This is a genomic window from Serratia sp. 4542, assembly GCF_016805595.1.
GTDB classification, from domain to species: Bacteria; Pseudomonadota; Gammaproteobacteria; order Enterobacterales; family Enterobacteriaceae; genus Serratia; species Serratia nevei.
In genome coordinates, this window is sequence record NZ_RXKV01000002.1 from 93,730 (window position 1) to 120,695 (window position 26,966).

The 26,966-nt window shown below is 60.6% G+C and carries 28 protein-coding genes, 1 pseudogene and 1 riboswitch; of the genes and pseudogenes, 17 read left to right on the forward strand and 12 right to left on the reverse strand.

The features are described from left to right. Nucleotides 1-12: 12 nt before the first annotated feature. From EKL15_RS01510 to gutQ, 9 genes are all read left to right on the forward strand, one after another. Complete coding sequence (locus EKL15_RS01510) at nucleotides 13-699, forward strand: GntR family transcriptional regulator (RefSeq protein ID WP_025303872.1); 687 nt, start codon at nucleotides 13-15, stop codon at nucleotides 697-699. Between the two features lie 206 nt (nucleotides 700-905). Further along, nucleotides 906-1,955, forward strand: coding sequence for a class I fructose-bisphosphate aldolase (gene fbaB / locus EKL15_RS01515; RefSeq protein ID WP_033644067.1), 1,050 nt, complete (start codon nucleotides 906-908; stop codon nucleotides 1,953-1,955). Between the two features lie 235 nt (nucleotides 1,956-2,190). Continuing rightward, nucleotides 2,191-2,739, forward strand: a complete 549-nt coding sequence (locus tag EKL15_RS01520; RefSeq protein WP_004941528.1) for a PTS glucitol/sorbitol transporter subunit IIC — start codon at nucleotides 2,191-2,193, stop codon at nucleotides 2,737-2,739. Nucleotides 2,740-2,754: 15 nt separating this feature from the next. Beyond that, nucleotides 2,755-3,735 carry a PTS glucitol/sorbitol transporter subunit IIB gene (locus EKL15_RS01525; RefSeq protein ID WP_025303875.1) on the forward strand — a complete coding sequence of 327 codons (981 nt, stop codon included), beginning with the start codon at nucleotides 2,755-2,757 and terminating at the stop codon, nucleotides 3,733-3,735. A gap of 22 nt (nucleotides 3,736-3,757) precedes the next feature. Then, nucleotides 3,758-4,120, forward strand: a complete 363-nt coding sequence (gene srlB / locus EKL15_RS01530) for a PTS glucitol/sorbitol transporter subunit IIA (protein ID WP_004941520.1) — start codon at nucleotides 3,758-3,760, stop codon at nucleotides 4,118-4,120. A gap of 10 nt (nucleotides 4,121-4,130) precedes the next feature. After that, nucleotides 4,131-4,910 (forward strand): sorbitol-6-phosphate dehydrogenase, encoded by a 780-nt coding sequence (gene srlD / locus EKL15_RS01535; RefSeq protein WP_203088691.1) that lies wholly within the window; start codon nucleotides 4,131-4,133, stop codon nucleotides 4,908-4,910. Between the two features lie 46 nt (nucleotides 4,911-4,956). Then, the gene (gene gutM / locus EKL15_RS01540) at nucleotides 4,957-5,313 is read left to right on the forward strand and encodes a transcriptional regulator GutM (protein ID WP_100396691.1); all 357 of its coding nucleotides are present in this window, start codon (nucleotides 4,957-4,959) and stop codon (nucleotides 5,311-5,313) included. An 83-nt stretch (nucleotides 5,314-5,396) separates the two neighbouring features. Further along, nucleotides 5,397-6,170: a DNA-binding transcriptional repressor gene (locus EKL15_RS01545; RefSeq protein WP_033635559.1), complete on the forward strand. Its 774-nt coding sequence runs from the start codon at nucleotides 5,397-5,399 to the stop codon at nucleotides 6,168-6,170. Next, nucleotides 6,163-7,134, forward strand: coding sequence for an arabinose-5-phosphate isomerase GutQ (gene gutQ / locus EKL15_RS01550; protein WP_049270680.1), 972 nt, complete (start codon nucleotides 6,163-6,165; stop codon nucleotides 7,132-7,134). The genes EKL15_RS01545 and gutQ overlap by 8 nt, the downstream gene beginning before the upstream one ends. A gap of 39 nt (nucleotides 7,135-7,173) precedes the next feature. Here gutQ and EKL15_RS01555 read toward each other — a convergent pair whose 3' ends face one another. From EKL15_RS01555 to thiM, 3 genes are all read right to left on the reverse strand, one after another. Then, complete coding sequence (locus EKL15_RS01555) at nucleotides 7,174-7,632, reverse strand: inhibitor of vertebrate lysozyme family protein (protein ID WP_084827272.1); 459 nt, start codon at nucleotides 7,630-7,632, stop codon at nucleotides 7,174-7,176. Between the two features lie 84 nt (nucleotides 7,633-7,716). Beyond that, the gene (gene thiD, locus EKL15_RS01560) at nucleotides 7,717-8,517 is read right to left on the reverse strand and encodes a bifunctional hydroxymethylpyrimidine kinase/phosphomethylpyrimidine kinase (RefSeq protein ID WP_033648851.1); all 801 of its coding nucleotides are present in this window, start codon (nucleotides 8,515-8,517) and stop codon (nucleotides 7,717-7,719) included. Then, complete coding sequence (gene thiM / locus EKL15_RS01565) at nucleotides 8,517-9,308, reverse strand: hydroxyethylthiazole kinase (RefSeq protein WP_100396690.1); 792 nt, start codon at nucleotides 9,306-9,308, stop codon at nucleotides 8,517-8,519. The genes thiD and thiM overlap by 1 nt, the downstream gene beginning before the upstream one ends. 35 nt (nucleotides 9,309-9,343) lie before the next feature. Continuing rightward, nucleotides 9,344-9,440: riboswitch (TPP riboswitch) on the reverse strand. A 142-nt stretch (nucleotides 9,441-9,582) separates the two neighbouring features. Here thiM and EKL15_RS01570 point away from each other — a divergent pair. Continuing rightward, nucleotides 9,583-10,008 carry a GNAT family N-acetyltransferase gene (locus EKL15_RS01570; RefSeq protein ID WP_060424902.1) on the forward strand — a complete coding sequence of 142 codons (426 nt, stop codon included), beginning with the start codon at nucleotides 9,583-9,585 and terminating at the stop codon, nucleotides 10,006-10,008. A gap of 101 nt (nucleotides 10,009-10,109) precedes the next feature. Next, nucleotides 10,110-10,790: a methyltransferase gene (locus EKL15_RS01575; RefSeq protein ID WP_100396730.1), complete on the forward strand. Its 681-nt coding sequence runs from the start codon at nucleotides 10,110-10,112 to the stop codon at nucleotides 10,788-10,790. Here the strand turns inward: EKL15_RS01575 and EKL15_RS01580 are convergent. After that, nucleotides 10,767-11,996, reverse strand: coding sequence for an MFS transporter (locus tag EKL15_RS01580; RefSeq protein ID WP_100396689.1), 1,230 nt, complete (start codon nucleotides 11,994-11,996; stop codon nucleotides 10,767-10,769). The genes EKL15_RS01575 and EKL15_RS01580 overlap by 24 nt on opposite strands. A gap of 95 nt (nucleotides 11,997-12,091) precedes the next feature. Here EKL15_RS01580 and EKL15_RS01585 point away from each other — a divergent pair, with 95 nt between their 5' ends. Both EKL15_RS01585 and EKL15_RS01590 read left to right on the forward strand, forming a co-directional pair. After that, complete coding sequence (locus EKL15_RS01585) at nucleotides 12,092-12,541, forward strand: helix-turn-helix domain-containing protein (protein ID WP_033648951.1); 450 nt, start codon at nucleotides 12,092-12,094, stop codon at nucleotides 12,539-12,541. A gap of 9 nt (nucleotides 12,542-12,550) precedes the next feature. Continuing rightward, nucleotides 12,551-12,820, forward strand: coding sequence for a hypothetical protein (locus EKL15_RS01590; protein ID WP_127554714.1), 270 nt, complete (start codon nucleotides 12,551-12,553; stop codon nucleotides 12,818-12,820). Between the two features lie 33 nt (nucleotides 12,821-12,853). On the opposite strand, the gene EKL15_RS01595 is transcribed toward EKL15_RS01590, so the two are convergent. Further along, entirely contained in the window at nucleotides 12,854-13,234 is a 381-nt protein-coding gene (locus tag EKL15_RS01595; RefSeq protein ID WP_100396688.1) for a putative T6SS immunity periplasmic lipoprotein, read from the reverse strand. Nucleotides 13,235-13,241: 7 nt separating this feature from the next. Beyond that, entirely contained in the window at nucleotides 13,242-13,775 is a 534-nt protein-coding gene (locus tag EKL15_RS01600; protein WP_100396687.1) for a type IV secretion protein Rhs, read from the reverse strand. 273 nt (nucleotides 13,776-14,048) lie between these two features. Here EKL15_RS01600 and rluF point away from each other — a divergent pair, with 273 nt between their 5' ends. Then, nucleotides 14,049-14,918: a 23S rRNA pseudouridine(2604) synthase RluF gene (rluF, locus tag EKL15_RS01605; protein ID WP_084827267.1), complete on the forward strand. Its 870-nt coding sequence runs from the start codon at nucleotides 14,049-14,051 to the stop codon at nucleotides 14,916-14,918. An 847-nt stretch (nucleotides 14,919-15,765) separates the two neighbouring features. Here the strand turns inward: rluF and EKL15_RS01610 are convergent. After that, nucleotides 15,766-18,858 carry an autotransporter domain-containing protein gene (locus EKL15_RS01610; RefSeq protein WP_100396686.1) on the reverse strand — a complete coding sequence of 1,031 codons (3,093 nt, stop codon included), beginning with the start codon at nucleotides 18,856-18,858 and terminating at the stop codon, nucleotides 15,766-15,768. 195 nt (nucleotides 18,859-19,053) lie between these two features. Continuing rightward, nucleotides 19,054-19,368: a hypothetical protein gene (locus EKL15_RS01615; protein WP_049197946.1), complete on the reverse strand. Its 315-nt coding sequence runs from the start codon at nucleotides 19,366-19,368 to the stop codon at nucleotides 19,054-19,056. Nucleotides 19,369-19,543: 175 nt separating this feature from the next. Here EKL15_RS01615 and EKL15_RS01620 point away from each other — a divergent pair, with 175 nt between their 5' ends. Next, nucleotides 19,544-20,176, forward strand: coding sequence for a response regulator transcription factor (locus tag EKL15_RS01620; protein WP_100396685.1), 633 nt, complete (start codon nucleotides 19,544-19,546; stop codon nucleotides 20,174-20,176). Then, nucleotides 20,173-21,957 (forward strand): hybrid sensor histidine kinase/response regulator, encoded by a 1,785-nt coding sequence (locus tag EKL15_RS01625; protein WP_100396684.1) that lies wholly within the window; start codon nucleotides 20,173-20,175, stop codon nucleotides 21,955-21,957. The genes EKL15_RS01620 and EKL15_RS01625 overlap by 4 nt, the downstream gene beginning before the upstream one ends. Here EKL15_RS01625 and EKL15_RS01630 read toward each other — a convergent pair. Next, the gene (locus EKL15_RS01630; protein WP_100396683.1) at nucleotides 21,954-22,787 is read right to left on the reverse strand and encodes an enoyl-CoA hydratase/isomerase family protein; all 834 of its coding nucleotides are present in this window, start codon (nucleotides 22,785-22,787) and stop codon (nucleotides 21,954-21,956) included. The genes EKL15_RS01625 and EKL15_RS01630 overlap by 4 nt on opposite strands. A gap of 122 nt (nucleotides 22,788-22,909) precedes the next feature. Between EKL15_RS01630 and EKL15_RS01635 the strand changes: the two genes are divergently transcribed. Next, nucleotides 22,910-23,272 (forward strand): helix-turn-helix domain-containing protein, encoded by a 363-nt coding sequence (locus EKL15_RS01635; RefSeq protein WP_060388328.1) that lies wholly within the window; start codon nucleotides 22,910-22,912, stop codon nucleotides 23,270-23,272. Between the two features lie 204 nt (nucleotides 23,273-23,476). On the opposite strand, the pseudogene EKL15_RS01640 reads toward EKL15_RS01635, so the two are convergent. The 3 genes and pseudogenes from EKL15_RS01640 to guaB all read right to left on the reverse strand — a co-directional run. After that, nucleotides 23,477-23,608 (reverse strand): annotated as a pseudogene (locus EKL15_RS01640) (type II toxin-antitoxin system Phd/YefM family antitoxin); the annotation flags it as partial. 213 nt (nucleotides 23,609-23,821) lie between these two features. Then, a complete protein-coding gene (gene guaA, locus EKL15_RS01645; protein ID WP_025303899.1) occupies nucleotides 23,822-25,399 on the reverse strand; it encodes a glutamine-hydrolyzing GMP synthase in 1,578 nt (525 codons plus the stop codon). 102 nt (nucleotides 25,400-25,501) lie between these two features. After that, on the reverse strand, nucleotides 25,502-26,965 hold the full coding sequence (guaB, locus tag EKL15_RS01650; protein WP_004941460.1) for an IMP dehydrogenase: 1,464 nt from the start codon (nucleotides 26,963-26,965) through the stop codon (nucleotides 25,502-25,504). Nucleotide 26,966: the final 1 nt, after the last annotated feature.

The window sequence follows — 26,966 nt, forward strand, 5'->3', positions numbered from 1 at the left end:
CTGATTGTCGCCATGTCTGAAACGTACAGTCTCACCAACAACGTCCCGGTCAACCAGCAGATCTATCGCTTCCTGCGCAAGGATATCGTCGACTGCACCATCCCCCCCGGCACCCTGTTGTCCGAGAAAGAGATTTCCACCCGCTTTTGCGTTTCGCGCCAGCCGGTGCGCGAAGCCTTCATCAAGCTGGCGGAGGCCGGCCTGGTGCAGATCCTGCCGCAGCGCGGCACTTTCGTGATGAAAATCTCCGCCAAGCGCGTGGCCGACGGGCGCTTTATTCGTCAGGCGGTGGAATGCGCCATCGTGCGCCGCGCAGCGGAGCGCGCCACCCCGGCGCAGCTGATGACGCTGGAGCATAACCTGCACCGTCAGGCGCTGGCGGCGCAGAACGGGCAGACGCGCGAGTTTCTGGCGCTGGACGATGAATTCCACCAGCTGCTGACCCAGTTCGCCGACTGCCCGCTGGCGTGGGAGACCATCGAAACCATCAAGGCCACCATGGATCGGGTGCGTTTCCTCAGCCTGAGCGAAGTCTCGCCGCCGGAGAGCCTGATCAAGCAGCACTACCGCATCTACGAGGCGCTGAAAGCGCGCGATGCCGAGGCGGCGGAGCGCGCCATCCACGATCACCTGCAGGAGATGATCTACTCCATCACCCCGATCGCCCTGCAGAACACCGAGTGGTTCGAGATCGAATAATTAATCGCTTAGCGCGCCGGGGGCGATCGTCCCCGCGTATTTGGCCTCGCCAATGGCATTTCCTCTCAATCGCATCTATTGTTTGTCCTTGCCGGATCAAGTTCGGTAGTATCGCTTTACAGCTTCAATCACCGCTTTTTTACTTCGCCGGTGGTCAAAAACCCTTGCATTGCCGGTGTATGAAGAAGCTTAATCGGGAGTGAATCATGACTGATATTGTGCAGTTGCTAGGAAAGGAAGCGGAAGATCTGCTGCAACACCGCTGTACCACTATCCCCGCCGAGAATCTCTACCTGCCGGGCGCCGACTTCGTCGACCGCGTAATGATCGATAACAACCGTCCCAACAGCGTGCTGCGTTCGATGCAAACCCTGTTCAACCACGGCCGCCTGGCCGGCACCGGCTACCTGTCGATCCTGCCGGTCGATCAGGGCATCGAGCACTCCGCCGCCGCCTCGTTCGCCGCCAACCCGCTGTATTTCGATCCGAAGAACATCGTCGAGCTGGCGATTGAAGCCGGCTGTAACTGCGTCGCCTCCACTTACGGCGTGCTGGCGTCGGTATCGCGCCGCTACGCGCACAAGATCCCGTTCCTGGTCAAACTCAACCACAACGAAACGCTGAGCTACCCGACCCAGTACGACCAGACCCTGTACGCCAGCGTCGAGCAGGCGTTCAACATGGGCGCGGTGGCGGTCGGTGCCACCATTTACTTCGGCTCCGAGCAGTCGCGCCGCCAGATCGAAGAGATCTCGATCGCCTTCGAGCGCGCGCATGAGCTGGGCATGGTCACCGTGTTGTGGGCCTATCTGCGCAATCCGGCGTTCAACAAGGATGGCGTGGACTACCACTCCAGCGCCGATCTGACCGGCCAGGCCAACCACATCGCCGCCACCATCGGCGCCGACATCGTCAAACAGAAAATGGCGGAAAACAACGGCGGCTACCGCGCGGTGAAATTCGGCTATACCGACGATCGCGTCTACACCAAGCTGACCACCGATCATCCGATCGATCTGGTGCGCTACCAGCTGGCCAACTGCTACATGGGCCGCGCCGGGCTGATCAACTCCGGCGGCGCCGCCGGCGAGAACGACCTGCAGGAATCGGTGCGCACCGCGGTGATCAACAAACGCGCCGGCGGCATGGGCCTGATCCTGGGGCGCAAGGCGTTCAAGAAATCGATGAAAGACGGCGTGGCGCTGATCAACGCCGTGCAAGACGCTTACCTGGACAAGAAGGTCACCATCGCCTGATGTGACGGACCACCTGTCCCAAAGCCCGGCTAGCCGGGCTTTTTTGTGCCCGCTTTCTCCCCCTCATGCCACAGACCTTCTTTTTCTTTCACTTTAAACTTTCAAAATAAAATATTTATCTTTCAAAATGTGATCTATTTAAAACAAATAGCCCAACAAAGTGACTACTGTAAGGCCCATGGCGACAGAGCCGCCGTTCGCTCCAGGCCATATCAGTCCATTACAGGAGAACATAATGATTGAGCTAATCACCCACGGCGCCGAGTGGTTTATCGGCCTGTTTCAGAAAGGCGGTGAAGTGTTTGTCGGCATGGTGACCGGCATTTTACCTTTGTTGATCAGCCTGTTGGTTATCATGAACGCGCTGATCAAATTTGTTGGCCAGGAACGTATCGAACGATTGGCGCAGCGCTGCGCGGGCAACCCCGTCTCGCGTTATCTGCTGCTGCCGCTGATCGGCACCTTTGTCTTCTGCAATCCGATGACCCTCAGCCTGGGGCGCTTCATGCCGGAGAAATACAAGCCGAGCTACTACGCGGCGGCCTCCTACAGCTGCCACTCGATGAACGGCCTGTTCCCACACATCAACCCCGGCGAGCTGTTCGTTTACCTCGGCATCGCCAGCGGCCTGACCACCCTCGGCCTGCCGCTCGGCCCGCTGGCGGTGAGCTATTTCCTGGTGGGGCTGTTCACCAACTTCTTCCGCGGCTGGGTCACCGATCTGACCACCAGCCTGTTCGAACGCAAGATGGGCATCCGTCTGGATCGCCAGGTGCAACTTTAATTCGTGGAGTGCAGCATGAGTGCTTATATCCGTATTGAAAAAGGCGCCAGCGGCTGGGGTGGCCCCCTGGAGCTGCCGATAGAGCCCGGCAAGAAAGTGGTGTACATCACCGCCGGCACCCGGCCTTCGATCGTCGATCGCCTCAGCGAATTGACCGGCTGGCCGGCCGTCGACGGTTTCAAAGAGGGCGAGCCGCCGGCGGAAGAGATCGGCGTGGCGGTGATCGACTGCGGTGGCACCCTGCGCTGCGGCCTGTACCCGAAACGCCGCATTCCGACGGTCAACATCCACGCCACCGGCCAGTCCGGCCCGCTGGCGCAGTTTATCCTCGAAGACATCTATGTCTCCGGCGTGCGCGACCACAACATCAGCCGAATCGAAGCGGCAGATAGCCAACCCGCCGCCGCCGTTGCAGCACCGCCCAAGGCGCGCGACTACGACACCAGCAAGAAGATCACCGAGCAAAGCGACGGGCTGCTGGCGAAGGTCGGCATGGGCATGGGATCGGTGGTGGCGGTGTTCTTCCAGGCCGGGCGCGACACCATCGACACCGTGCTGAAGACCATCCTGCCGTTTATGGCGTTCGTCTCGGCCTTGATCGGCATCATCATGGCCTCCGGCCTCGGGGACTTTATCGCTCACGGCCTGACGCCGCTCGCCAACAGCCCGATCGGCCTGGTGACGCTGGCGCTGATCTGCTCATTCCCGCTGCTGTCGCCGTTCCTCGGCCCCGGCGCGGTCATCGCCCAGGTGATCGGCGTGCTGGTCGGGGTGCAGATCGGCCTCGGCCATATTCCGCCGCAGCTGGCGCTGCCCGCGCTGTTCGCCATCAACGCGCAGGCCGCCTGCGACTTCATTCCGGTCGGCCTGTCGCTGGCGGAAGCCAAGCAGGATACCGTGCGGGTCGGCGTGCCCTCGGTGCTGGTCGGCCGCTTCCTGACCGGCGCGCCGACGGTGTTGATCGCCTGGGCCGCCTCGGCCTTCATTTATCAATAAGCTGATTTTCAGGGAGACGTTTATGCACACCATTTTTCACACCACCATCACGCAGATCGGTGGCTGCGCCCGCGACGCGTTGCTGGACAACATGCTGATCACCTTCCGTGAAGGCGCGCCGGCGGATATCGAAGAGTTCTGCTTCATCCACCGCCACGGTGCGACCGCCGGTGAGCTGCAGGTCGGCGGCGTGATGGAGCTGGCGCAGCAGCGCTACGCCATCACCGCCGTTGGCAGCGTTGCCACGCAGAACCTGCGCGAACTGGGCCACATCACCGTGCGCTTCGACGGCGAAGCCGAAGCCGAATTCCCCGGCTCGATCCACGTATCCGGCCCGACGCCGACCGATATCCCGTTGGGCAGCACGCTGTCATTTATCGCATAAGGAGTAGACCATGTCTGAAGTAGCTGTAGTGATTGGCGGCGGCCAAACGTTAGGCGCCTTTTTGTCCCACGGGCTGGCGCAGGCCGGTTATCGGGTGGCGGTGGCCGATCTGAACGCCGACAACGCCAATCTGGTGGCACAGCAGATCAACGAAGCGTTTGGCGCAGGCGGCGCCTGCGGTTTTCAGGCCGACGCCACCGACGAGCAGAGCGTAATCGCGCTGGCGGCGGCGGTTGACCGGGCGTTCGGCCAGGCCAACCTGCTGGTGTACAGCGCCGGCATCGCCAAGGCGGCGCCGATCACCGATTTCCCGCTGGGCGACTTCGATCGCTCGCTGCAGGTGAACCTAGTGGGTTATTTCCTCTGCGCCCGCGAGTTCTCGCGCCTGATGATCCGCGACGGCATCGCCGGGCGCATCATTCAGATCAACTCCAAGTCCGGCAAGGTCGGCAGCAAGCACAACTCCGGCTACAGCGCCGCCAAGTTCGGCGGCGTGGGGCTGACGCAGTCGCTGGCGCTCGATCTGGCGGAATACGGCATTACCGTGCATTCGCTGATGCTCGGCAACCTGCTGAAGTCGCCGATGTTCCAGTCGCTGCTGCCGCAGTACGCGCAAAAACTGGGCATCGCGCCGGACCAGGTGGAGCAGTACTACATCGACAAAGTGCCGCTGAAGCGCGGCTGCGACTACCAGGACGTGCTGAACACTCTGCTGTTCTACGCCAGCGACAAGGCCTCTTACTGCACCGGCCAATCGATCAACATCACCGGCGGCCAGGTGATGTTCTGACGCCATCGACGCCCCCTTCCGCGGAAGGGGGCCTAAGGAGAACCCCATGACTCAAGCTCTGATCGCCTTCGCGCTGCTGGCCTGGCTGCTGCAAATCGCCTTCGGCTGGTGGCAACTGCAACTCTTCAACCGCGCCTTCGACGGCCTGTGCCGGCTGGGCACCGTCGGCGTCGGCCGTTCCGGCGGCCGCTTCCGCCCGCGAGTGGTGCTGGCGCTGGCCTTCGACGCCGATCGGCGGGTATGCGGCAGCCTGTTGCTGCGCGGCCTGACCGTTTTCGCCCGGCCCCGCCCGCTGCCTCGATTGCACGGTTTGCATCAGTGGGATTTGCGCCCGGATGTGATCTTCCCCGAGGATCGCGCATGCCAGTCTGCACTATCGTTAGCGATTAAACCCAAATCGTGATATTTTCACATTAAAAGACATTACCTTTCATAGTGAATTATTCAGCGAGGGGAAATGCCCAACTCTTGTGAACGGGAATCGCGATGAAACCAAAGCAGCGGCAGGCCGCTATCCTTGAATATCTGCAGCGACATGGCAAAACGGCAGTGGACGCCCTGGCCGAGCATTTCTCCACCACCGGCACCACCATCCGCAAGGATCTCACCCTGCTGGAAGAAGAAGGCGAGGTGATCCGCACCTACGGCGGCGTGGTGCTCAGCCGCGACGACGGCGATCAGCCGATCGACCGCAAAACCCATATCAATACCGAGAAAAAGCGCCACATTGCCAGCGCCGCCGTGGCGCTGATCGCCGACGGCGACTCGCTGATCTTCGATGCCGGCAGCACGGTGCTGCAGATGGTGCCGCACCTGGCGCAGTTCAATAACATCACGGTGATGACCAACAGCCTGACCATCGTCAACGCGCTGGTGGAGCTGGACAACGATCAGACCATCCTGATGCCCGGCGGCACCTACCGCAAAAAATCGGCCTCGTTCCACGGCAGCCTGGCCGAATCGGCGTTTCAGCAGTTCAGCTTCGACAAACTGTTTATCGGCGCGGACGGCGTCGATCTCAACGCCGGCGTCACCACCTTCAACGAAGTGCACAACGTCAGCAAAGCGATGTGCGAAGCCGCCGGCCGCATTATTCTGTTGGTAGACTCCTCGAAATTCGGCCGCAAGAGCCCGAACGTGGTGTGCGAACTCAGCGCCGTCGACACGCTGATCACCGACCGAGACATCAACCCCGATTACCTCGCCGCCCTGCAGGCGAAAGGCATCAATATCCTTCTGGTAGGAGACCCCGATGAGTAACGCCAACGCCCTGCTCGCCTTCGCCCGCGAAACGCTGGAGATCGAGCTGACCGAAGCGCAACGCCTGCTGGCGCGCCTGGACGACAACTTCGTCTGCGCCTGCGAACTGCTGCTGAACTGCCGTGGCAAAGCGGTGATTTCCGGCATCGGCAAATCCGGCCACATCGGCAAGAAAATCGCCGCCTCGCTGGCCAGCACCGGCACGCCGTCGTTCTTCGTGCACCCGGCGGAAGCGCTGCACGGCGATCTCGGCATGATCGGCGCCGACGACGTGGTGGTGTTTATCTCCTACTCCGGCCGCGCCAAAGAGCTGGATCTGATCCTGCCGCTGCTGGCGGAGAACGGCATTCCGGTGATCGCCATCACCGGCGGCAAAGAGTCGCCGCTGGCGCAGGCCGCGGCCTGCGTGTTGGATATCGGCGTCGAGCGCGAAGCCTGCCCGATGGGGCTGGCGCCGACCTCCAGCGCGGTCAACACGCTGATGATGGGCGATGCTCTGGCAATGGCGCTGATGCGCCAGCGCGGTTTCAACGCGGAAGATTTCGCCCGCTCGCACCCGGGCGGCAGCCTGGGGGCGCGCCTGTTGAACCGCGTGCATCACCTGATGCGCACCGGCGATCGCCTGCCGCGCGTGAGCGAAAGCGCCAACGTGATGGAAGCGATGCTGGAGCTGAGCCGCACCGGGCTCGGGTTAGTGGCGGTCTGCGACGCGCAGCAGCGGGTGGTGGGCGTGTTTACCGACGGCGACCTGCGCCGCTGGCTGGTGAAGGGCAACAGCCTGCAGGATCCGCTCAGCCCGGCGATCACCCGCCCCGGCTATCGGCTGCCGGAGCAGTGGCGCGCCGGCGAGGCGCTGGAAGCGCTGCACGAACAGCACATCAGCGCGGCCCCGGTGGTCGATATGGACGGCGTGCTGGTGGGGGCGCTCAACCTGCACGATCTGCATCAGGCCGGCATCGGCTGATCAACGCCGGGGGCGCCATCACCGGCGCCCCCGGTCTGATCATTTCCAATCAGGATTGTTCTCGAACTGCTGCTTCAGCAGCGCCTTCATGTCGTCATTCGGCTTGCCGAGCCACTGGTACTTGGCATACTTCTTCGGATGATCGACGGCTTCCGGCCGATCTTCCACTGCCACCCGCACGCCCCAGGCCTGGGATTTGTCCGCGCTGAACGCCACGATCAAAAAGTTGTTGCCGCAGTCGTGCGGCTTGCACAGGTTGCCGACCAGATACTCTTTGCCCTTCCAGTTCAGATTCTGCGCCGGCGTTGAGGTGCCGACGCCCTTGCGCGCCCAGCCCGGCATCCGCGCCTGGCCTTTCACCATGTTTTGCCAGCTGGCCTGATACCCCGGCTGCTGAATCAAATCCGACGTGGTGACGATCTGCTGGGCAAAGCTGCCCGCGCTGAAGCTGAGCAGTGCGCCGAAGAGGGCGCAACGCAGCGCCTGGTGTCCCGTCATAGTCCTTCTCCCTAGGTTAAATCAGGTTTCGCCCATAAAACCGGGCCTGAACTAGTCAGACCACGGTTGCGGCAAAAAGTTGACTCACCACCAGGCGTGGAAATGATGCACCGGCCCGATGCCGTGCCCCACCTCCAGCGTGTCCGCCTGTTGCAGCGCTTGTTGCAGGTAGTCCTTGGCGGCGGCCACCGTAGCCGCCCAGTCGGCATGGCGCGGGCGCAGCGCCGCCAGCGCGGCCGAGAGCGTGCAACCGGTGCCGTGGGTATGGCGGGTGGCGACGCGCGGCGCGGTAAAGCGCTGCTCGCCTTCAGCGGTAAACAGCCAGTCCGGGCTCTCGCTCTCGCTCAGGTGGCCGCCCTTCATCAGCACCGCCCGGCAGCCCATCGCCAGCAGCGCCCGCCCCTGCTCGCGCATCTGCGCTTCATCTTCCGCCGGCGCGCACGCCAGCAGCGCCGCCGCTTCCGGCAGGTTCGGCGTAATGATCGACACCAGCGGCAACAGCTCGCGCCGAATAGACGCCACCGCCTCCGGTGCCAGCAACGGATCGCCGCTTTTCGCCAGCATCACGGTGTCCAGCACCACGAACTCCGGCCGGTAATGGCGCAGCCGTTCGGCCACCGCCTGCACGATGTCGGCGTTGGCCAGCATGCCGATCTTGACGCTGTCGATGCGCACGTCGCTGAACACCGAGTCCAACTGCGCGGCGACGAACGCCGGATCGATGTAATACACCGACTGCACGCCGCGGGTATTCTGCGCCACCAGCGCGGTGATCACCGAGGTGCCGTAGGCGCCGAGCGCCGAGAAGGCCTTCAAATCGGCCTGAATACCGGCGCCGCCGCTGGGATCGGTGCCGGCGATGGTCAGCGCGTTAATGCGTTTCATCACAGATCCTCCCCGCGCAGTTGATACAGGGCGTCGAGGAACGCCGGCGTAAAGCTGCCCGGCCCGCCGGCCTGTCTGGCCGCGAGACCGCCGCAGTGGGACATCACCCGGCAGGCGGTCGCCACGTTGTCCAGGCGATCGCCCGGCAGGGCGCAAAACGCCGCCACGACCGCCGACAGCGCGCAGCCGGTGCCCACCACCCGCGTCATCAGCGGGGAACCGCCTTCGATCGCCCAATCGCGTTGGCCGTCGGTGACGTAATCCACCGCGCCGGTGACCGCCACCACCGCGCCGCTGCGCTGCGCCAGCTCACGCGCGGCGGGCAAGGCCGCCAGCGAATCGTCGCCGCTGTCCACGCCGCGGCCGCTGGCCAGCAACCCGCTGAGCGCCATGATTTCCGAGGCGTTGCCGCGTATCGCCGCCGGTTTCTCGTCCAGCAGCTGTTTAGCAAAGGCGGTGCGGTAGGAGAGCGCGCCGACCGCCACCGGATCCAGCGTCCAGGGCTTGCCGGCCTGATTGGCGGCGGCCACCGCCACCCACATCGATTCGGCGCGCAGCGCATTGAGGGTACCGACGTTGATCAGCAGGCCGTCGGCCAGCGCGCTGAACTGCGCCGCCTCTTGCGGCTCCACCACCATCGCCGGGGAGGCGCCGAGCGCCAATAGCACGTTGGCGGTCAGCGATTGCACCACTTCGTTGGTCAGGCAGTGGATCAGCGGAGGCCGCTGTTGGAATTGGGTCAGACAGGCCGCGGCGCGCGCGCCGGGTAGTGCATCAGGTCGAGCGATCATATTCCTCCCAACCAGCGTTCAAGAAGGCGGCGCCGGCTGGGCGGCCGTGACTTCCCTACGCTGGCATTATCCAGATCAGGTAATACGGGTATTTCTCAGCCTTCACGTAGAAGGGCACCCCGAGTCATGAAAATCAATAGGTTGTGATCAACGTTGCGTTAATCCCTGCAGGGGATCATGCCAGCGGCGGCGCGGACAAACAAGCGAATAAATTGGCTCGGCAGGCATACGCCGCGCAATGCGCTATAGTGAGCACAAACCACCGGGAGATGCCATGCAGATAAGACCCTACCAAGAGACCGATCGCCCCTTCCTGCGCACGCTGTACCTGGCGTCGCGCAAGGCGGCGTTCGGCTGGCGCGATACCTCAAACTATCAGTTGGAAGATTTCGACGGCGCGACGCTGGGCGAAGCGATTTGGGTGGCGGAAGACGGCGGCGTGCTGCTGGGATTCGTCTCCGTCTACCGCGAAGACAACTTCATTCATAACCTGTATGTCGATCCCCATCAGCCGCCGCGCGGCGTCGGCAGTGCGCTGCTGCAGGCGGCGGAAGCTACCTTCACCGCCACCGGCTCGCTGAAATGCCTGGTGAAGAATGAAAAGGCGCTGGCGTTCTACCGCAAACACGGCTGGCGCATCATCTCTACCGGCAACGACGGCGAAGAAGATTATTACCTGATGCATTCGCCGGCCCGCTAACGCCGCCTTTCCCGTCACAGAACTCATTAATGATAATGGATTTCATTATCATTTAAGCATAACCTTCCTTGTCTCTCTCAATGAACTTGGCAAGGAAGGTTATGCAACACCAAACGGATACACGCTTCCCCGATGCCGCAGCGGCGGACTACGATCGCCGTATTCTGACCCTGGTGCCCGGCTATCAGTTTGCCCAGGCGCTGCTGACGGCGACGCTCGCACAGACGCTGCCGAATGACGCCACGCTGTTGCTGGCCGGCTGCGGCACCGGCAGTGAACTGGAGGCGCTGGCCGCCGCCAACGCCAGCTGGCGTTTCAGCGCCGTGGAACCCTCCGCCGGCATGCTGGCGGCCGCGCGCGCCAAGGCCGAAGCCGCGGGTTACGCACAACGGGTGAGCTTCCAGCCCACCTTGCTGCAACAAGCGCCGCAAACCCGCCACGACGCGGCGGTGTGCTCATTGGTGCTGCACTTTATCGCCGACGATGGCGCCAAACTGGATTTTCTGCAGCAGCTGGCGCAGCGCCTCTCCCCCACCGCACCGCTGCTGCTGTTCGACTATCAGCCGGAGGGTCTGCCCGTCAGCCACTACCAACATTGGCTGCAAAGCGCCGGGCACTCGGCGGCGCAGGCGCAGGAGGTGATCGAACGCACCCGCCGCAACTGGCACCCGATGGCGGCGGCGCGCAGCCGTCTCCTCCTGGCGGAAAGCGGCTTCACCGCGCCTCAGCAGTTGTGCGGTGCGCTGGGCTTCCAGCTTTCACTGCTCCACCGCCGTCGATGAGGGCGGCATCCCGCGCAGCGTCAGCCGCCAAAACAGCAGCGCGCTCAGGCTCACGCCTGCCCCCAGCCAGCAGACGCCGCTCCAGCCCGCCCAGGCGTACATATGGGTGCCGGCAAAGGCACCCAGCCCGCTGCCGACGGCGTAAAACAGCATGTAGCAGCCCACCAGCCTGCTGTGCGACTGCGGGTGCGCGCTGAAGATCATGCTCTGGTTCAGCACGTGGATCGCCTGGCCCGCCAGATCCAGCAATACGATGCCCGCCACCAGCCAAACCAGGCCGCTGCCGAGCAAACCGAGCGGCAGCCAGGCCAGCGTCAACAGCAGCAGACACACGCCGCTGGCCGCCTGCCCCAGCCCGCGATCCGCCAGATGCCCGGCGCGCACCGCCGCCAGTGCGCCCACCGCGCCGACCAGGCCGAACGCCCCCACCGCGGCATGGGTGAAGTTGAACGGTGCCTGGCTCAGCGGCAACACCAGCGAACTCCAAAAGAGGCTGAAAGCGCCGAACATCAGCAGCGCCAACATGCCGCGAATTTGCAGCGTGCGGTCATGCAGCAACAGGCTCAGCATCGAACGCAGCAGCGCGGGATAGCTCAGCGTACTGGGAGCGGTGCGCGGCGCAGGCAGCAGGCGCGACAAGATCGGCAGCAATACCAGCGTCACCCCGGCAGAGAAGAAATACACCGTGCGCCAGCCGCCGACGTCCGCCAGCGCGCCGGACAGGGTGCGCGCCAGCAGCAATCCCAGCACCACTCCGCCCTGCGCCGCACCAACCACCCGCCCGCGCTCCTGCGGCGCCGCCAGGGCTGCGGCGTAAGCGATCAGCCCCTGCGTCATGGCGGTGCCCAATAAGCCTACCAGCAACATTCCCGCCAGCAGCCAGGGCGCGCTGTGCGCCCAGCCCACCAATAGCAGCGCGCCGATCAGCCCCAGCTGTTGCCCCGCCAGCAACCGATGCCGGTTCAGCCGATCCCCCAACGGCACCACCAACAGCAGCGCCAGCGCACAGCCCAACTGAGTCACGCTGATCACCATGCCGACCGCCGCCAGGCTGATGGAAAAATCATGGGCGATAGCGTCCAGCAGCGGCTGCGCATAGTAAACGTTGGCCACGCTGAAGGCGCTGGCGGCGGCCAACAGCAGCACCAAGGGGGCCGGCAGGCGCCCCAGCACCGCACAGGAGGGACCCAGCAGTTTGTCGCTCATTGCACACCTCAGTCTGGTTTCATTATTAAACCCAATGAACTTTAGGCGTGGAGGTTTTATAATGCAACCAGAATATGCAGCTGGAGATAACCGTCGTGAAACGTAAAAGTCTGGAAGACGCGCCGTGCCCGGTGGCGCGCACGCTGGATGTGATTGGCGACTGGTGGTCGCTGCTGATCGTGCGCGACGCCTTCGACGGCGTCACCCGCTTCAGCGAATTTCAAAAAGGGCTGGGGATGGCGAAGAATATCCTTGCCACCCGGCTGCGCGCGCTGGTGACGCACGGCGTGCTGGAGATCGTGCCCGCCGCAGACGGCAGCGCCTATCAGGAATATGTACTGACCGAGAAAGGCCGCGCGCTGTTTCCGGTGATCGTCGGCCTGCGCCAGTGGGGGGAAGATCATCTGTTCGCCGAGGGAGAAGCGCACTCAACGCTGGTGGAAAGCGACAGCGGCCGCCCCGTCCCGCGCCTGACGCCGATCGGCAGCGCCGGGCAGACGCTCACCCCGCTGAATACCCGGGTGGTGAAGGTGGAGGAACGGTGATGAGAGTTAGTGGCGGTGCCCGCAGCTCACCCGCTGAAAAACCTGGCGGATAAAGAGCCATTCCAGACACCCGGCCAGCAGATAAACCGCGCCAAAAATGAGCGCACCAAACCATTCCGTATCGTTAAAATGGAAAAACTCGCTGGCGTCAATCAGCCAAGCGGTTTGAGCCTGGGTACAGGAAAAAGCTTTATTGTCAGCACAGCCAGCCCAACAACAGCCAATGTGTTAGCGAGCAACAGGGCAAGTTTTTTCATAGCCTTTCATTCTACAACCTAACGCAGTCCAACAAACTAAACCTAAGAACATGTGTTAATGGTTAACCCTCAGGTTGCCCCGTTCGTCGGAGACAACCATGAATGCGGCGGTAATCAAATGCGAACCTTCGGGTGTCTGTATATCGTAGGCGACGGAATAACGCTTCCCTGGCCGAAAAGCATAGTCGAATACCGGCATGCACCTCCCCGGCTCAACGAAGAAAATGTCATTATCGATAGCTTTAATGAGCTTATCGCCTGATTCGCTATAAATCTGAACGAAGCGAATATTATCCCCCGCCTTCATAGAAGAAAGAATGCAGACATGGTTATCTTTGGCAGTGACGACGGCGGGGAAGCGTGGAGTCAGCTTATCGCCAGGCCCCGGACAGCCGACCAGGAGGCAGGCCGTGAATAGAACCAAATATTTTTTCATGCTCCCCTCATCCCTTAATAATTTTTCGATAAAGTGCATAAATGTCACGCAAACTATCGGTTCCCCTGTACTTGCCCACTCGTCCAGGACGTTGATAATAACGCCACGTTTCAATACCATAAACCAACAGCAGCCAGTAATCAGCAAAAATCGAAGCTTGTTGCTCCAGCGAGTAATCAGTAATTTTATTCTTATCAAGGCGATAGTTGTACTCAGCCGCCCAACTAAACAACCCACGCATTCTTACCCATTGTCCATGCTGATGCTGCCATACATGCCCCAACTCATGGATGAAAAGATGTTTTTCTTCTATCAGAACCGTGTTATCAGAAAAATCGTCTTTATAGAGTCCCCTCCGTAACCATAACTCGCCATTAGGTGCCATGGCATAACTTCTGTTTTGTAAGCCAAACGGGAAATAGCTATCACAGTGTATCCATACACGACCATATATAATTGAGCTTCCATATATATGGCGAGCCAATTTAATTTCCCCCATGGTCATACGTCGTAACGTCCCTTCCTCGGCTAATGCGTTCATTTATCCCTCCTTGAATTTATCAATATCCTAATGCTTTTCTAAAATGAATCTATACATGACCGCTTAAATGGTTTAATTTGGCACAATCCATTTATAACTTGAATAATTTGCAGAAAAATCCTCATCGAATTTCTATAATTAATTAAACGAAAAAAACATATTGCAAATACCTTTGTAGTAGCCGCGGTCAGGATACCCTTATCCAGCCCCCCTGCATGATTCGCTTCGCAGTGTCATCCGGGTAATGTATAGTCCGCGTTTTACGGAGATCTCATGCTGACCAACTCATCCATTCGTCTGAACAAATACATTAGCGAGAGCGGTATCTGCTCACGCCGCGATGCCGATCGATACATCGAACAGGGCAACGTTTTCATCAACGGTAAGCGCGCCACCGTTGGCGCTCAGGTATTTGCCGGGGATGTCGTGAAGGTTAACGGTCAGCTGATCGAACCGCGTAATGAAGAAGATCTGGTGCTGATCGCGCTGAACAAGCCGGTCGGCATCGTCACAACCACCGAAGACGGCGAGCGCGACAACATCGCTGACTTCGTCAACCACAGCAAACGCATCTTCCCGATCGGCCGTTTGGACAAGGATTCGCAGGGGCTGATCTTTCTGACCAACCACGGTGACCTGGTCAACAAGATCCTGCGCGCCGGCAACAATCACGAGAAAGAGTATCTGGTGACGGTCAACAAGCCGGTGACCGACGAGTTTATTCGCGGCATGGGCGCCGGCGTGCCGATGCTGGGTACGGTGACCAAAAAGTGCAAGGTGAAGAAAGAGGCGCCGTTCGTGTTCCGCATCACGCTGGTGCAGGGGCTGAACCGCCAGATCCGCCGCATGTGCGAACACTTCGGCTACGAGGTCACCAAGCTGGAACGCACGCGCATCATGAACGTCAGCCTGAAAGGCTTGCCGCTGGGCGAATGGCGCGATCTGACCGATGACGAGCTGATCGAGCTGTTCAAACTGATTGAAGGCTCCTCGTCCGAGGCCAAGCCGGCGAAGAAGGCCCCGGCCAAATCCGCCGCGGCGAAAAAACCGGGCGCCGGCGGCCCCAAAAGCGCCGACAAAGCCGCTGCGCCGGCCGGCCGTAAGCGCTTTACCCAGCCAGGGCGCAAGAAAAAAGGGCGTTAAGCACCGCTCGCGCTTCTCGCCAAGCCCGCCGTTGTGCGCAATGCTGATCAGTTAGCGTTTTTCTGCAGGCGTTCGTGACATTTTCGGTCGATAAAAGTGAGATGCCCCATGTGGCTCACGCACCTCGACCGAGCCAGGGGCCGAAGGCGCGCCCCCTGGCAACCCGCGCCTTTGCCCTATCAGACGGTTGGCTTTGCCAACTCCCCTCCCTCCGCCATACCGCATTGAGGCCGGTTGCGACAGGCGTCCCTGCCTGTCTCACCTGAAACCGCCGTCCATGGCGGTTTCGCCTAATGCGCTATGCCTGCGTTCGGCGTCTTCAAGGGCGCCCAACACCGCGCTCATCTCCAACTTCTCTACCACAACCTCATAAGCGACAGATTTCCCGGTAGCAGCCAGCTCAGGTGTTGACCTTGGGCGCGCATCACCGGCTGCCGAGCAAGACTGCGTTGTCAGGGGCAACCGGCCAGGGAAGGCCGGTTGAGGCGAGACTAACAGGGACGTTTGTCGCAGCCGCCCCGCCCGACAACGCAGACGCGGCGAGGGTATCCGCGTAGCGGACAGATGGTGTTAAGCGAAGGCGCGGGTGGAGGGGCCGCGCCATCGGCCCCTCCAATTGCCGTTCATATTGGCCGCAGAGAAATGCGGGACATTTACGGCAATTCCCCTGCACAGAACGCCCAGAGGCTGGATAAAAAAATGCCACTCAGGCTTAAGTGAGCGGCATTGCGCCGTTGCGCGGTTTTTTTCATCATAAAAGTCAGCCACAGGCCGCCACTGAGCCCTCACCATAAAAAAGGCCCGCATCAAGCGGGCCTGCAAGTACCAGAGAAGTCTAGAGGAAAAATCAGAACGACCAGCGCAGGTTGGCGTTGACCGAATTAACGCGGGTATCGGCGCCGAATTGCCCCTGATAGCCGACATCCAGCGTCGCGGCACGCGACAGTTTCACGCTCACGCCGATATCGCCCACCATCACGTTGTCATCCACGGCCTGGCCCTGAGTGACGAACGCGTCACTGCCGGCAAACGCCATGCGCGATGAGGTGTTCTTATCGCCGTAGGCATGCTGCCAACCGAGCGAGCCATAGAGGCTGACGTTCTTCGGCAGCTCGGTCACGCCGCGCACCCCGAGCGTGGAGTAGAAGGTGTTCATCGTTTCATTGCGCACGCTCAGCGCCGCCGCGCCACCCGACTCCTGGAAGCTGTCGGTATGCAGGCGGATGTAGCTCAAGTTAATGAACGGTTCGACGTTCATCTCCGGCTGGCCGAAACGGTAACCCGCTTCGGTGAACGCCAGCAGCGAGTTCGCGTCATAATCCGACTTCAGCCGATCCGAGAAGCCGCTGAAATCGACGTTGCGCTTGCCTTCGATCTTGTGCCAGGTGTAACCCAGCGCGCCGCGCAGCGAGAACGCATCCTGCTGCCCCGCCGCATACAGGCCGAGGTGGTAGTTGTCGGTATCAGCCTTGGAACGGCGGCTGTCGACGTCGTAGTCGCCGCGGCTGTAACCGAAGTAGCCGCCGATGCGCACGTTATGGTCCGCCAGCTTGCGATCCGCCCCCAACAGGAAGCCGGTGGTGTTGCCATCCAGCTTGCCCACGTTACCATTGCCGCTGTTTCTGCCCCAGGAACTGAAGGTCTGCCCCCAGACGCCGCTGTTTTGCGCCTGCGCCGGTTGCACCAGCGACATCGCCAGCGGTGGTATCGGCAGGCTATCGTTGTCGAACAGGCGCAGCATGCGCTGGTTCAGCACGTTGAACAGCTGGGTGCTGCCGGCGATCAGGTTAGACTGCATCGACGGATAGACTTCGCCGGACAGCTGATTGAACGCCTCGCGCGCTTCCGGCGCGCTCAGCAGCAGCAGCGAGTTGTACAGCGCCAGCGAAGGGCCGTTCTGCACCAACGTCGAGAGCGCACCGGCGGTATTCCACTGGTTGCCGCTCTCGGCCACCGTTTGGAAAATGCCCGGCTTGCCGCTGCCTGGGTTCTCGCCCCCCGGATTTTCACCGCCTGGGTTTTCCCCACCCGGATTCTCGCCCCCCGGATTTTCACCACCTGGGTTTTCACCGCCCGGATTCTCGCCCCCTGGATTCTCACCCCCTGGATTCTCACCGCCTGGATTCTCACCGCCTGGATTTTCCCCACCCGGATTCTCGCCCCCTGGATTTTCACCGCCCGTGTCTTTCTGCGCGATGGTGAGATCCACGGCGTTGGCGCTGTGGTTCAACGCCACATCGAGGAAGGCAGACTTGGAGACCGCCGCCGCGAATTGGCCGTCAATGCCGCCGTCCGAGGTCAAAATGCGGTAGCTTTGGCCGGTTTTATAGCTGGTTTGCGGATCCAGCGCCGTGACCTGCACCTTGGCCCGATCGCTGATGGTGGTTTTGCCCGCCACCAGCAGTTGGTCACTGCGGCCGTCACCGGCGATATCGACGTCATAGAAGGATTCGCCGATAAAGTTCAGGTAGCGTTTCAGCGTCAGCGTGCCGATATTGCCGTCGCCGGGCGAAATATGGCCGCCGGACTGGATCTCGGTCTGGCCCAGCGTGCCGTTGCCGCCCAGCGTGCCGCCGGCCTTGATCGACGCGGCGCTGCTGTAGCCCTGCCCGTTATTGACGTCGGAACCCGCCGTCGCGTTGAGGATCAGCGTGCCGCCGTTTTCGGCGCTGAGGGTTTGGATCTCGAAAATGTCGTCTTCTTTCTGGGTATTGATATCGCTGGCGATGATGAGTTTGCCGCCGCGCGCGGTGACGTTGGCCTGCAGCCCAGTGAGATCGCCGTTCAGCGTCGTGTGCCCAGCGGTGTTGATCACCTCGCCTTCGCCGCTCATCTTGTTGCTGAAGACGTAATTGCCGTCGGTATGGTTAAAGTACACATAGCTGCGGAACAATCCGCCCCGCAGGGCGATCGCCGTCTGGGCATCGATAGTGCCTGCAGCGCCCGCCGCGCCGAGCGTCGGCTCGGTCAACCCGGTGCCGGTATCCATGTTGCCGCGGCTGCCGATAATCAGCGCGCCGCGGTTAGAACCGGAACCGGTCTCGCCCAGCACCACTTCGTTGCCGCCGGCGGAGAATGTCCCGCCGTCCATGACCGCCAACACGCCATTGCCGTAATCGCCGACGTTGACGCTGCTGCCGCTGGTAAACCGTGAGCCGTTGCCGGCGATCGTCAGCTCGGCGGTTTTACGCGCGCCGGAGACGCCCGCCACCTGAATATTACCGACGTTGACCGCAGCGCCGTTCAGCACGTCCAGATCGCCGTTGAGCGTGAGCGCACGGCCGACGTTCCACTGGGAATTGGCCCCCGTGACCGTGGCCTTCGGGCTCAGCGTATCGGTCTCGCCCGGCCCGCTGCCATTACCGATGCGCGCGTCAAAGGCGGTATTCAACACCGCGCCGTCTTCAATCGCCAGCGTGGATCGCGCCCCTAAGTCGGTGCCGACGCTGAGAAAATTGCTGGTGACGCGGGAACCGGCACCGGTGGCGATCAGGTGGCTGTCATAGCCGCGCGTGGTGCCGACCACGATCTCTTTCGCGCTGGCCAGCGCGCCGTCTTCAACCCGCAGGGTGCCCCGCCCCAGATTCAGGCCGCCGCGCAGCACGAACTGATCGTTCACCGCGTTCAGCTCAGCGTTCGGCCCGCGAACCGTGACCAGGCTGTCATGAATTTGGCCGTTGAACATCCGGCCGATATTGATGTTATAGGCGCTGATCTTGCCATTCTCGATCAGCAGGTTGCCGCTTTGATTGCGGCCGACGTAAACGTCCCCGGTGTAGGCCAATGATTCGGTAATTTTTGAGTCGCCGTCAAAAATAGCATCGTCTGCGCGAGCGATATCGGCGGGCGCCAGCATCAACAGCGGCGCGGAAAATAGAGCGAGGTAAAGTTTGGAAAGCGGTGTTTTAACCGCTAAAGGGTGCGATGTCTTGTCATTCACGGGCTATCTCCGTACTCGTTGGCATGATGGCGCGAAATTTATTGTTATGGGTAAACTCACTGCGCTAGAGGAAGTGTGAGGCGTTATTTCGCGCACGCCGGTTTAGTGATCGTCGAAGCAAAAGCTTATTGCCCCCCGGCGCTGACGCTCCGACGATGGAAAACCAGGAAGCGGCAATACCGCCCCCAAAGCGAATTATTTATGCGTGACCACCGGCGTACAGGTCGGCGCGCTCAGCGACGGCGACGAACCTAAAATTCCCGGCATCATCAGCGACGAGCAATCGAAAATACGGCCCTTTTCCGTGGTGGCGCGATATGAAAGTTTTTGGCCGCCCAGCGCATCCGGCTGCGCGCCATTGACGTTGGTCACGGTAATTTCGTCCGATGAGCCCAGGCCCAGCATTTTGGCGGTTTCCGCCTGCAGCAGTGGAATGGCCTGATCGGTTTTCAGGGTGGAACAACCGGCTATCATCATCGTCGCGGTTAAAGCGATAAGTGGTTTCTTCATAAATTATCCTTTATAACCAATCAGTTAAAATTATCGATTGGCTTTATGTTTTCTCTTATCCAAATCCTCGAATAATATATTTCCCTTTCCTAAACGAAAAAACCCTCCTAAAGTAGGGAGGGTTGATAATAATTCATCAGACTTATCTGAACTGTGAAGGCGAAAGGAGAATCCTTTGGGGCAGGATTATGCGTTGGTCGTTGATGACCATCCATTGGTAGCAAGCGGCATCGCTAATTTTCTCAGCACGCATTGCCGATTCAAACAGGCGCATGTGGTGACCAATGAAGAGAATTGCTACCGTCATATTAGGGAAAATGGCCCGCCGCGTTTACTGGTGATTGATTTTTGGCTCTCTTCCGGTACAGCGTTGAAATTACTCAAAGAAGTAAAACAACGTTATCCGCAGGTACGGATTTTAGTGGTCAGCGGCGACGAGAATAACGATATCTGGCAGAAAGTGCACAATGCCGGCGGGCACGGATTCGTATTAAAAAACGAGCCACCTGAATTATTCGCCAGGGCGGTTTTTGCGCTAAACAATAATCAGGAGTGGTTCCCAGATGGAAATGAACTTGCTATTAAAAGCAGCCGCGAACATTTAAATAAATTCAATTTAACGCCGAGGCAAATCGACGTATTAACCATGATGTTGCGCGGCCTGCCAAATAAAAGAATCGCGACGCAGCTCTCTATTTCCGAACCTACCGTCAAAGAACATATCAGCAATATATTGAAAAAGATCGGCGTCAACAGCCGGGTGGAAGCCATCACGCTGTTGCACGGCAAACGGGATCCGTCGTCATGAGGTTTTTCCAGAATTTACAAAATGATGGTATCTCCCCACGCGCGCAGATCCGCCTGCTGGACAACACCTTCATGCGGCTGGTATTCAGTTTCACCGCCGTGCCTTTCGTCGGCATCCCGTTCGCCATCTGGATTTATTTGCTGGGTGATGAACTCGGCCCAACCATTACCTGGATCATCGTTTACCTGCTATGCGCCGTGGCGATCCGAATATGGCACCGCCGCTACCTGCATGAGGCCAAAGAAAATGATGAAGACGCCGTGCTGCGCCGCTGGCTGCCGCGCATTAATAAGGTGGCGTTTATTCACGGGTTGGGGATCTCATCACTCTATTTAATTACGCCGCAGACCCATAACTTTGACTTTTTTCTGCTGCTCAATATCAGCATCGCCGCGATCGTCGCCGCCAACGCAACGCATCTGACGCCGGTTATCAGCACCTTTACCCGCTTTTTCTTCGCTTCCTGGGGGCTGCTGAACCTCGGCATCATCTGCCGGCTGGAAGACGTGATGTTCATCGTGCTGATGCTGAACTTGCTGTACGGCTTCGCCATTTACCGCCACGCGTTAACCTCGCATGCGTTCTTTATCCAGCAGGCGCTGCTCGAGGAACAAAGCTCGCGCCTGGCGGAGCAGTTCCGCCAGGCTAAAGAGGAGGCGGAACAGGCGCTGCTGGACAAGAACCAGTTCCTGACCACCGCCAGCCACGATCTGCGCCAGCCGGTGCACGCCATGGGCTTTCTGATCGAAGCCATCATCCACAAAAACCGCGACGACAGCCTGACGCCGCAGCTGCTGGATCTGCAGCAGAGCGTGCGTTCGGTGCATTTGATGTTCAATTCATTGCTCGATCTCAGCAAGATCGAATCCGGCAACGTGCGCACCGCCGCCACCCATGTGGATATCGGCGCCCTGCTCGACTCGGTGATCACCCTGTTCCGCGAAGAGGCCAACAGCCGCGCCCTGGCGCTGCGCACCTGGCGGCCCAAACGGCGCATCAGCGTGATGGGCGATCCGCTGCTGGTGCGGCAATCGCTGATTAACCTGATCCAAAACGCCCTGCGCTACACGCAACAGGGCGGCGTGCTGATCGCCATCCGCCCGCGCGGCGCCGAGTGCCTGGTGGAAGTGTGGGACACCGGCGTGGGCATCGCCGACGAAGAGAAAAGCAAAATCTTCTCCCCTTACTACCGCCCCGAACTGGCGTGGAAAATCGACAGCGCCGGCCACGGGCTGGGGCTGGCGGTGGTGGCGCGCTGCGCCAAGCTGATGAAGGTGAAGTACGGCATGCACTCCGTCGAAGGCAAAGGTTCGCGCTTCTGGATGCGCTTCACGCAATACATCGGCGAAGATAAAGCGCCGGAAACCGCGGCCGCCTACGACAACACCGCCACGCCCATCCGCTATGCGCCGCTGCGCGGCGCCTGCCTGGTGGTGGACGACGATCCCTTGGTGACCTCCGCCTGGGAGAGCCTGATGAGCACCTGGGGCATCACCGTGCGCTGCGCGGCCTCCGCCGAGGAAGCCTTCGCCATTGTCGACGACGGTTTTACGCCGTTCGCCGTGCTGTGCGACCAGCGCCTGCGTTCCGGCGAGAGCGGTTTCGACATCCTGAAAGCGCTGTTCGAACGCCTGCCGGACGTGAGCGGCGCGATGGTCAGCGGCGAGTTCAACTCGCAGATATTGCAAGAGGCCGAGCAGGAAGGCTATCTGGTGCTGCGCAAACCGCTGGAGCCGGCCAGGCTGCATGCGCTGCTGACGCAGTGGGGGGCGGCATCTTAGCGGGCCAGATGACGCAGCAGGCCTTCAAGGTTACGCTCCCCCTCCGGGGTTTGCGCACCGGCCTTCAGCCCGCCGCGAATCAACCGCTCCGCGGCCGGGCGTGCGAACAATCCCGCCCAGGCGTCGTGCTCGCGATAAAAACCGGCCTGCAGATCCGGCGCAGGCATCGCCTGTTTGGCCGCCGCAATCACGCCCTCTGGCAATGCCGCGATGTTGCGCGCTAACCGATCGACGAAATCATCAAGCTCGGCGGCAGGCAAGGCGCGGTTAATCCAGCCATAACGCTCTGCGGTAGCGGCATCGATGAGATCGGCACCCAAGATCGCCTCCAGAGCGCGGCCGCGCGTCATTCGGCTCGTCAGATACTGCGTCGCGCCACCGCCGGGCGTAATGCCCATCAAGGCCTCGCACTGGGCCAGTCCCGCCGTTTCCCGTGCCGCGAAAGCCATATCGGCCGCAGCCACAAACTCGGCGCCGCCGCCGCGCGCCAGCCCAGCCAGCTTAACGAGAGTGACCTGCGGCTGGCTGCGCAGCAGTTCGCCAAACGCCTGGAACGGATTAAGCCCCTCCGGCGCGTTGCTCGCCAGTTCGTCGAAAGCGTGCGGCTCATCGATCAAGGTCATGTCGACGTGAGCAATGAAAAACTCTGGGTTCGCGCTCTGGAACACCAACACGCGCGTATCCGGATCGTCACGCACCGCGAGCAATAAACGGCTGATTTCCGACATCAGCGCCACATCAAGCACGTTTACCGGTGGGTTATCGATAGCGATCGTCATCACGCCGTGCACATGAGACAGCCTGAGTTTGCTGAAATCTGTATCTGTCATCTCAATGTCCTTTTACCTGGGGTACAAGTGCGGGTTATTCGCGCCCTGTTTCGAATGGTATACTTTGCATACCTGGCGTCAATTACGCACCTTAAGCATCCCAGGGATGCAGGAGGATACCGATGGATAAGACCGATGTTGTTTACCGCGCCGACTGCCCAAGCCGCATCGTGCTCGATCAGATTGCCGATAAATGGTCCATGATGGTGCTGGAAGTGCTGCGCGAGCCGCAGCGTTTCAACGCCATCAAGCGCCGTCTGGATGGCGTCACGCAACGCGTGCTGACCCAGACCCTGCGCAAACTGGAACGCAACGGCATGGTGCATCGCAAAGTCTTGGATGGGCGAGTGCTTGGCGTCGAGTATTCGCTGACGCCGCTCGGCAAATCCCTGCAGGGGCCGTTCTCGATACTGTTCGACTGGACGTTAGGGAATATTGAGGCGATTCAGGAGTGCCAGCGCAAGTATGATGAGCAGGACGGGTGATGCGATCCCCAAAGTCTTTCACTTGCAGGTAAACGAGGGTTAGGCAGCCATCGGGCTATCAGGGCATGATGAATCGCTTAAACAGCAGCTGCTGGATGTCCTGATGGTGTGACAATGGAGTCAATACAGTGCCTTACGGTACGCGTGTGCTCAAAGGCCACCTGCTGTTCCAATGCAATCCCTTAATGTTGAGCACTGTAATGCTTAAAGCCCATCCAACAGCTGTTCCTTCGAGAACACACGCCCTTCCGCTTTATCCTTCGCTGACAGCATCAGTAATTTCAGCAGAGCAATGGCGTTCTCTCGCTTCTGCTGCTCATAGGATTCTATAACGTAGTTGATGGTCTCTACTTTCATCGTATCCCAGTCGCTATCAATCATACCAAGGTCTGAACATAGGCCATATTTCGACCACAAACAATGTTCGGCTTTACCCAAGGCTGGAAGCATGGCGGAAAAGATATGGCCAAATAAAGAAAAACCCCCTGTAAAAACAGAGGGTCTTAGTCACTACGGCCTAGTTACGAACAGGCTGCAGGAAGTGTTAAATCACTCCCACTCAATCGTCGCCGGTGGCTTGCCGCTGATGTCGTACACCACGCGGGAGATGCCGTCCACTTCGTTGATGATGCGGTTGGAGACGCGGCCGAGGAAGTCATACGGCAGGTGCGCCCAGTGCGCGGTCATGAAGTCGATGGTTTCTACCGCACGCAGGGAGACCACCCAGTCGTATTTGCGGCCGTCGCCCATCACGCCGACCGAACGCACCGGCAGGAACACGGTGAACGCCTGGCTGACTTTGTTGTACAGGTCGGCTTTGTGCAGCTCTTCGATGAAGATGGCGTCGGCGCGGCGCAGCAGATCGCAGTACTCTTTCTTCACTTCGCCCAGCACGCGCACGCCCAGACCCGGGCCCGGGAACGGGTGACGGAACAGCATGTCGTACGGCAGGCCCAGCTCCAGGCCGATCTTGCGCACTTCGTCTTTGAACAGCTCTTTCAGCGGCTCGACCAGGCCCAGCTTCATCTCTTTCGGCAGGCCGCCCACGTTGTGGTGCGACTTGATCACGTGCGCTTTGCCGGTGGCGGAAGCGGCGGATTCGATCACGTCCGGGTAGATGGTGCCCTGTGCCAGCCATTTCACCTGCTCTTGCTTGCAGGCTTCTTCGTCGAACACTTCAACGAACACGCGGCCGATGATTTTACGCTTGGCTTCCGGCTCGTCCACGCCCGCCAGCGCGGTCAGGAAGCGGTTTTCCGCCTCGACGTGCACGATGTTCAGGCCGAAGTGGTCGCCGAACATTTCCATCACCTGCTTGGCTTCGTTCAGGCGCAGCAGACCGTTGTCGACGAATACGCAGGTCAGGCGTTTGCCGATGGCGCGGTGCAGCAGCATCGCGGTCACGGAGGAGTCGACGCCGCCGGACAGGCCGAGGATCACGTGGTCTTCACCCACCTGCTCACGGATACGCTCAACCGCATCTTCGATGATGGTGGCCGGGGTCCACAGGGCTTCACACTGGCAGATGTCCAGTACGAAACGCTCCAGCATGCGTTGGCCCTGGCGGGTGTGGGTCACTTCCGGGTGGAACTGCACGCCGTAGAAGCGTTTTTCTTCGTTGGCCATAATGGCGAACGGACAGGTATCGGTGCTGGCGATGGTCACGAAGTCGGACGGGATCGCGGTCACTTTGTCGCCGTGGCTCATCCACACGTCCAGCAGCGGTTTGCCGGCCGGGCTGATGGCGTCTTCGATGTCGCGCAGCAGCGCGCTCTCTTTGACGATTTCCACCTGCGCGTAGCCGAACTCGCGTTCGTTGGAGCCCTGCACATGGCCACCCAGCTGCATCGCCATGGTCTGCATGCCGTAGCACACGCCCAGCACCGGCACGCCGGCGTTGAACACGTAGTCCGGGGCGCGCGGGCTGCCGGCTTCGGTGGTGCTTTCCGGGCCGCCGGACAGGATAATGCCGCTTGGGTTGAATTCGCGGATCTGCTCTTCGCTAACGTCCCAGGCCCACAGTTCGCAGTAAACGCCGATTTCGCGCACGCGGCGGGCGACCAGTTGGGTGTATTGCGAACCGAAGTCCAGTATCAGGATGCGATGCTTATGGATATTTTGTGTCATGTGAGGCGAATTCCAGCAACAAGAGAAAAAGAGCGAAAATGTGTGTTTCGGGATGGGGCTTAACGCCCCACCCCGGCCTCTCACTCAGGAGAGGTTAAGGCATTAGCCCATGCGGTAGTTCGGCGACTCTTTGGTGATGGTCACGTCGTGCACGTGGCTTTCCTGAATGCCGGCGCCGCTGATGCGCACGAACTCCGCCTTGGTGCGCAGATCGTCGATGGTGGCGCAGCCGGTCAGGCCCATGCAGGAGCGCAGGCCGCCCATCTGCTGGTGCACGATGGCTTTCAGCATGCCTTTATAGGCCACGCGGCCTTCGATACCTTCCGGCACCAGTTTGTCGGCGGCGTTATCGGTCTGGAAGTAACGGTCGGAGGAGCCTTTGGACATCGCGCCCAGCGAGCCCATGCCACGGTAAGATTTGAACGAACGGCCCTGATACAGCTCGATTTCGCCCGGGGATTCTTCGGTGCCCGCCAGCATGGAGCCGACCATCACGCAGGATGCGCCCGCAGCGATCGCTTTGGCGATGTCGCCGGAGAAGCGGATGCCGCCGTCGGCGATAACCGGGATGCCGGTGCCTTCCAGCGCTTCCACCGCGTCGGCGATGGCGGTGATCTGCGGTACGCCCACGCCGGTCACGATGCGGGTGGTGCAGATGGAGCCTGGGCCGATACCCACTTTCACCGCGCTCACGCCGGCTTCAGCCAGCGCTTTGGCGCCCGCAGCGGTCGCGACGTTGCCGCCGACGATCTGCAGATCCGGGTATTTGGCGCGGGTTTCGCGGATGCGCTGCAGCACGCCTTCGGAGTGGCCGTGCGAGGAATCGATCAGCAGGACGTCAACGCCTGCCGCCACCAGCGCGTCAACGCGCTCTTCGTTGCCGGCGCCGGCGCCGACCGCCGCGCCTACGCGCAGACGGCCATGCTCGTCTTTACAGGCGTTCGGTTTGCGTTCCGCTTTCTGGAAGTCTTTAACGGTGATCATGCCCAGCAGGTGGAAGCTGTCATCCACCACCAGCGCTTTTTCTACGCGCTTTTCGTGCATCTTCTGCAGCACCACGTCGCGCGCTTCACCTTCTTTCACGGTGACCAGGCGATCTTTCGGCGTCATGACCGCGGTGACCGGCTGGGTCAGATCGGTCACGAAGCGCACGTCGCGGCCGGTGATGATGCCGACCAGCTCGTTGTCTTCGGTCACGACCGGGTAACCGGCGAAGCCGTTGCGCGCGGTCAGCTCTTTCACTTCCTGCAGCGTGGTGGCCGGGGTAACGGTCTGCGGGTCGGTGACTACGCCGCTTTCATGCTTCTTCACGCGGCTGACTTCTTCAGCCTGGCGCTCGATAGACATGTTTTTGTGGATGAAGCCCAGGCCGCCTTCCTGCGCCAGCGCGATGGCCAGGCCGGATTCGGTAACGGTATCCATGGCTGCGGACAGCATAGGGATGTTCAGGCGGATGGTTTTGGTCAGTTGAGTGCCGAGCTCTGCGGTGTTAGGCAGAACCGTGGAGTGGGCTGGAACCAGGAGGACGTCGTCAAACGTCAGAGCTTCTTTAGCGATACGTAGCATG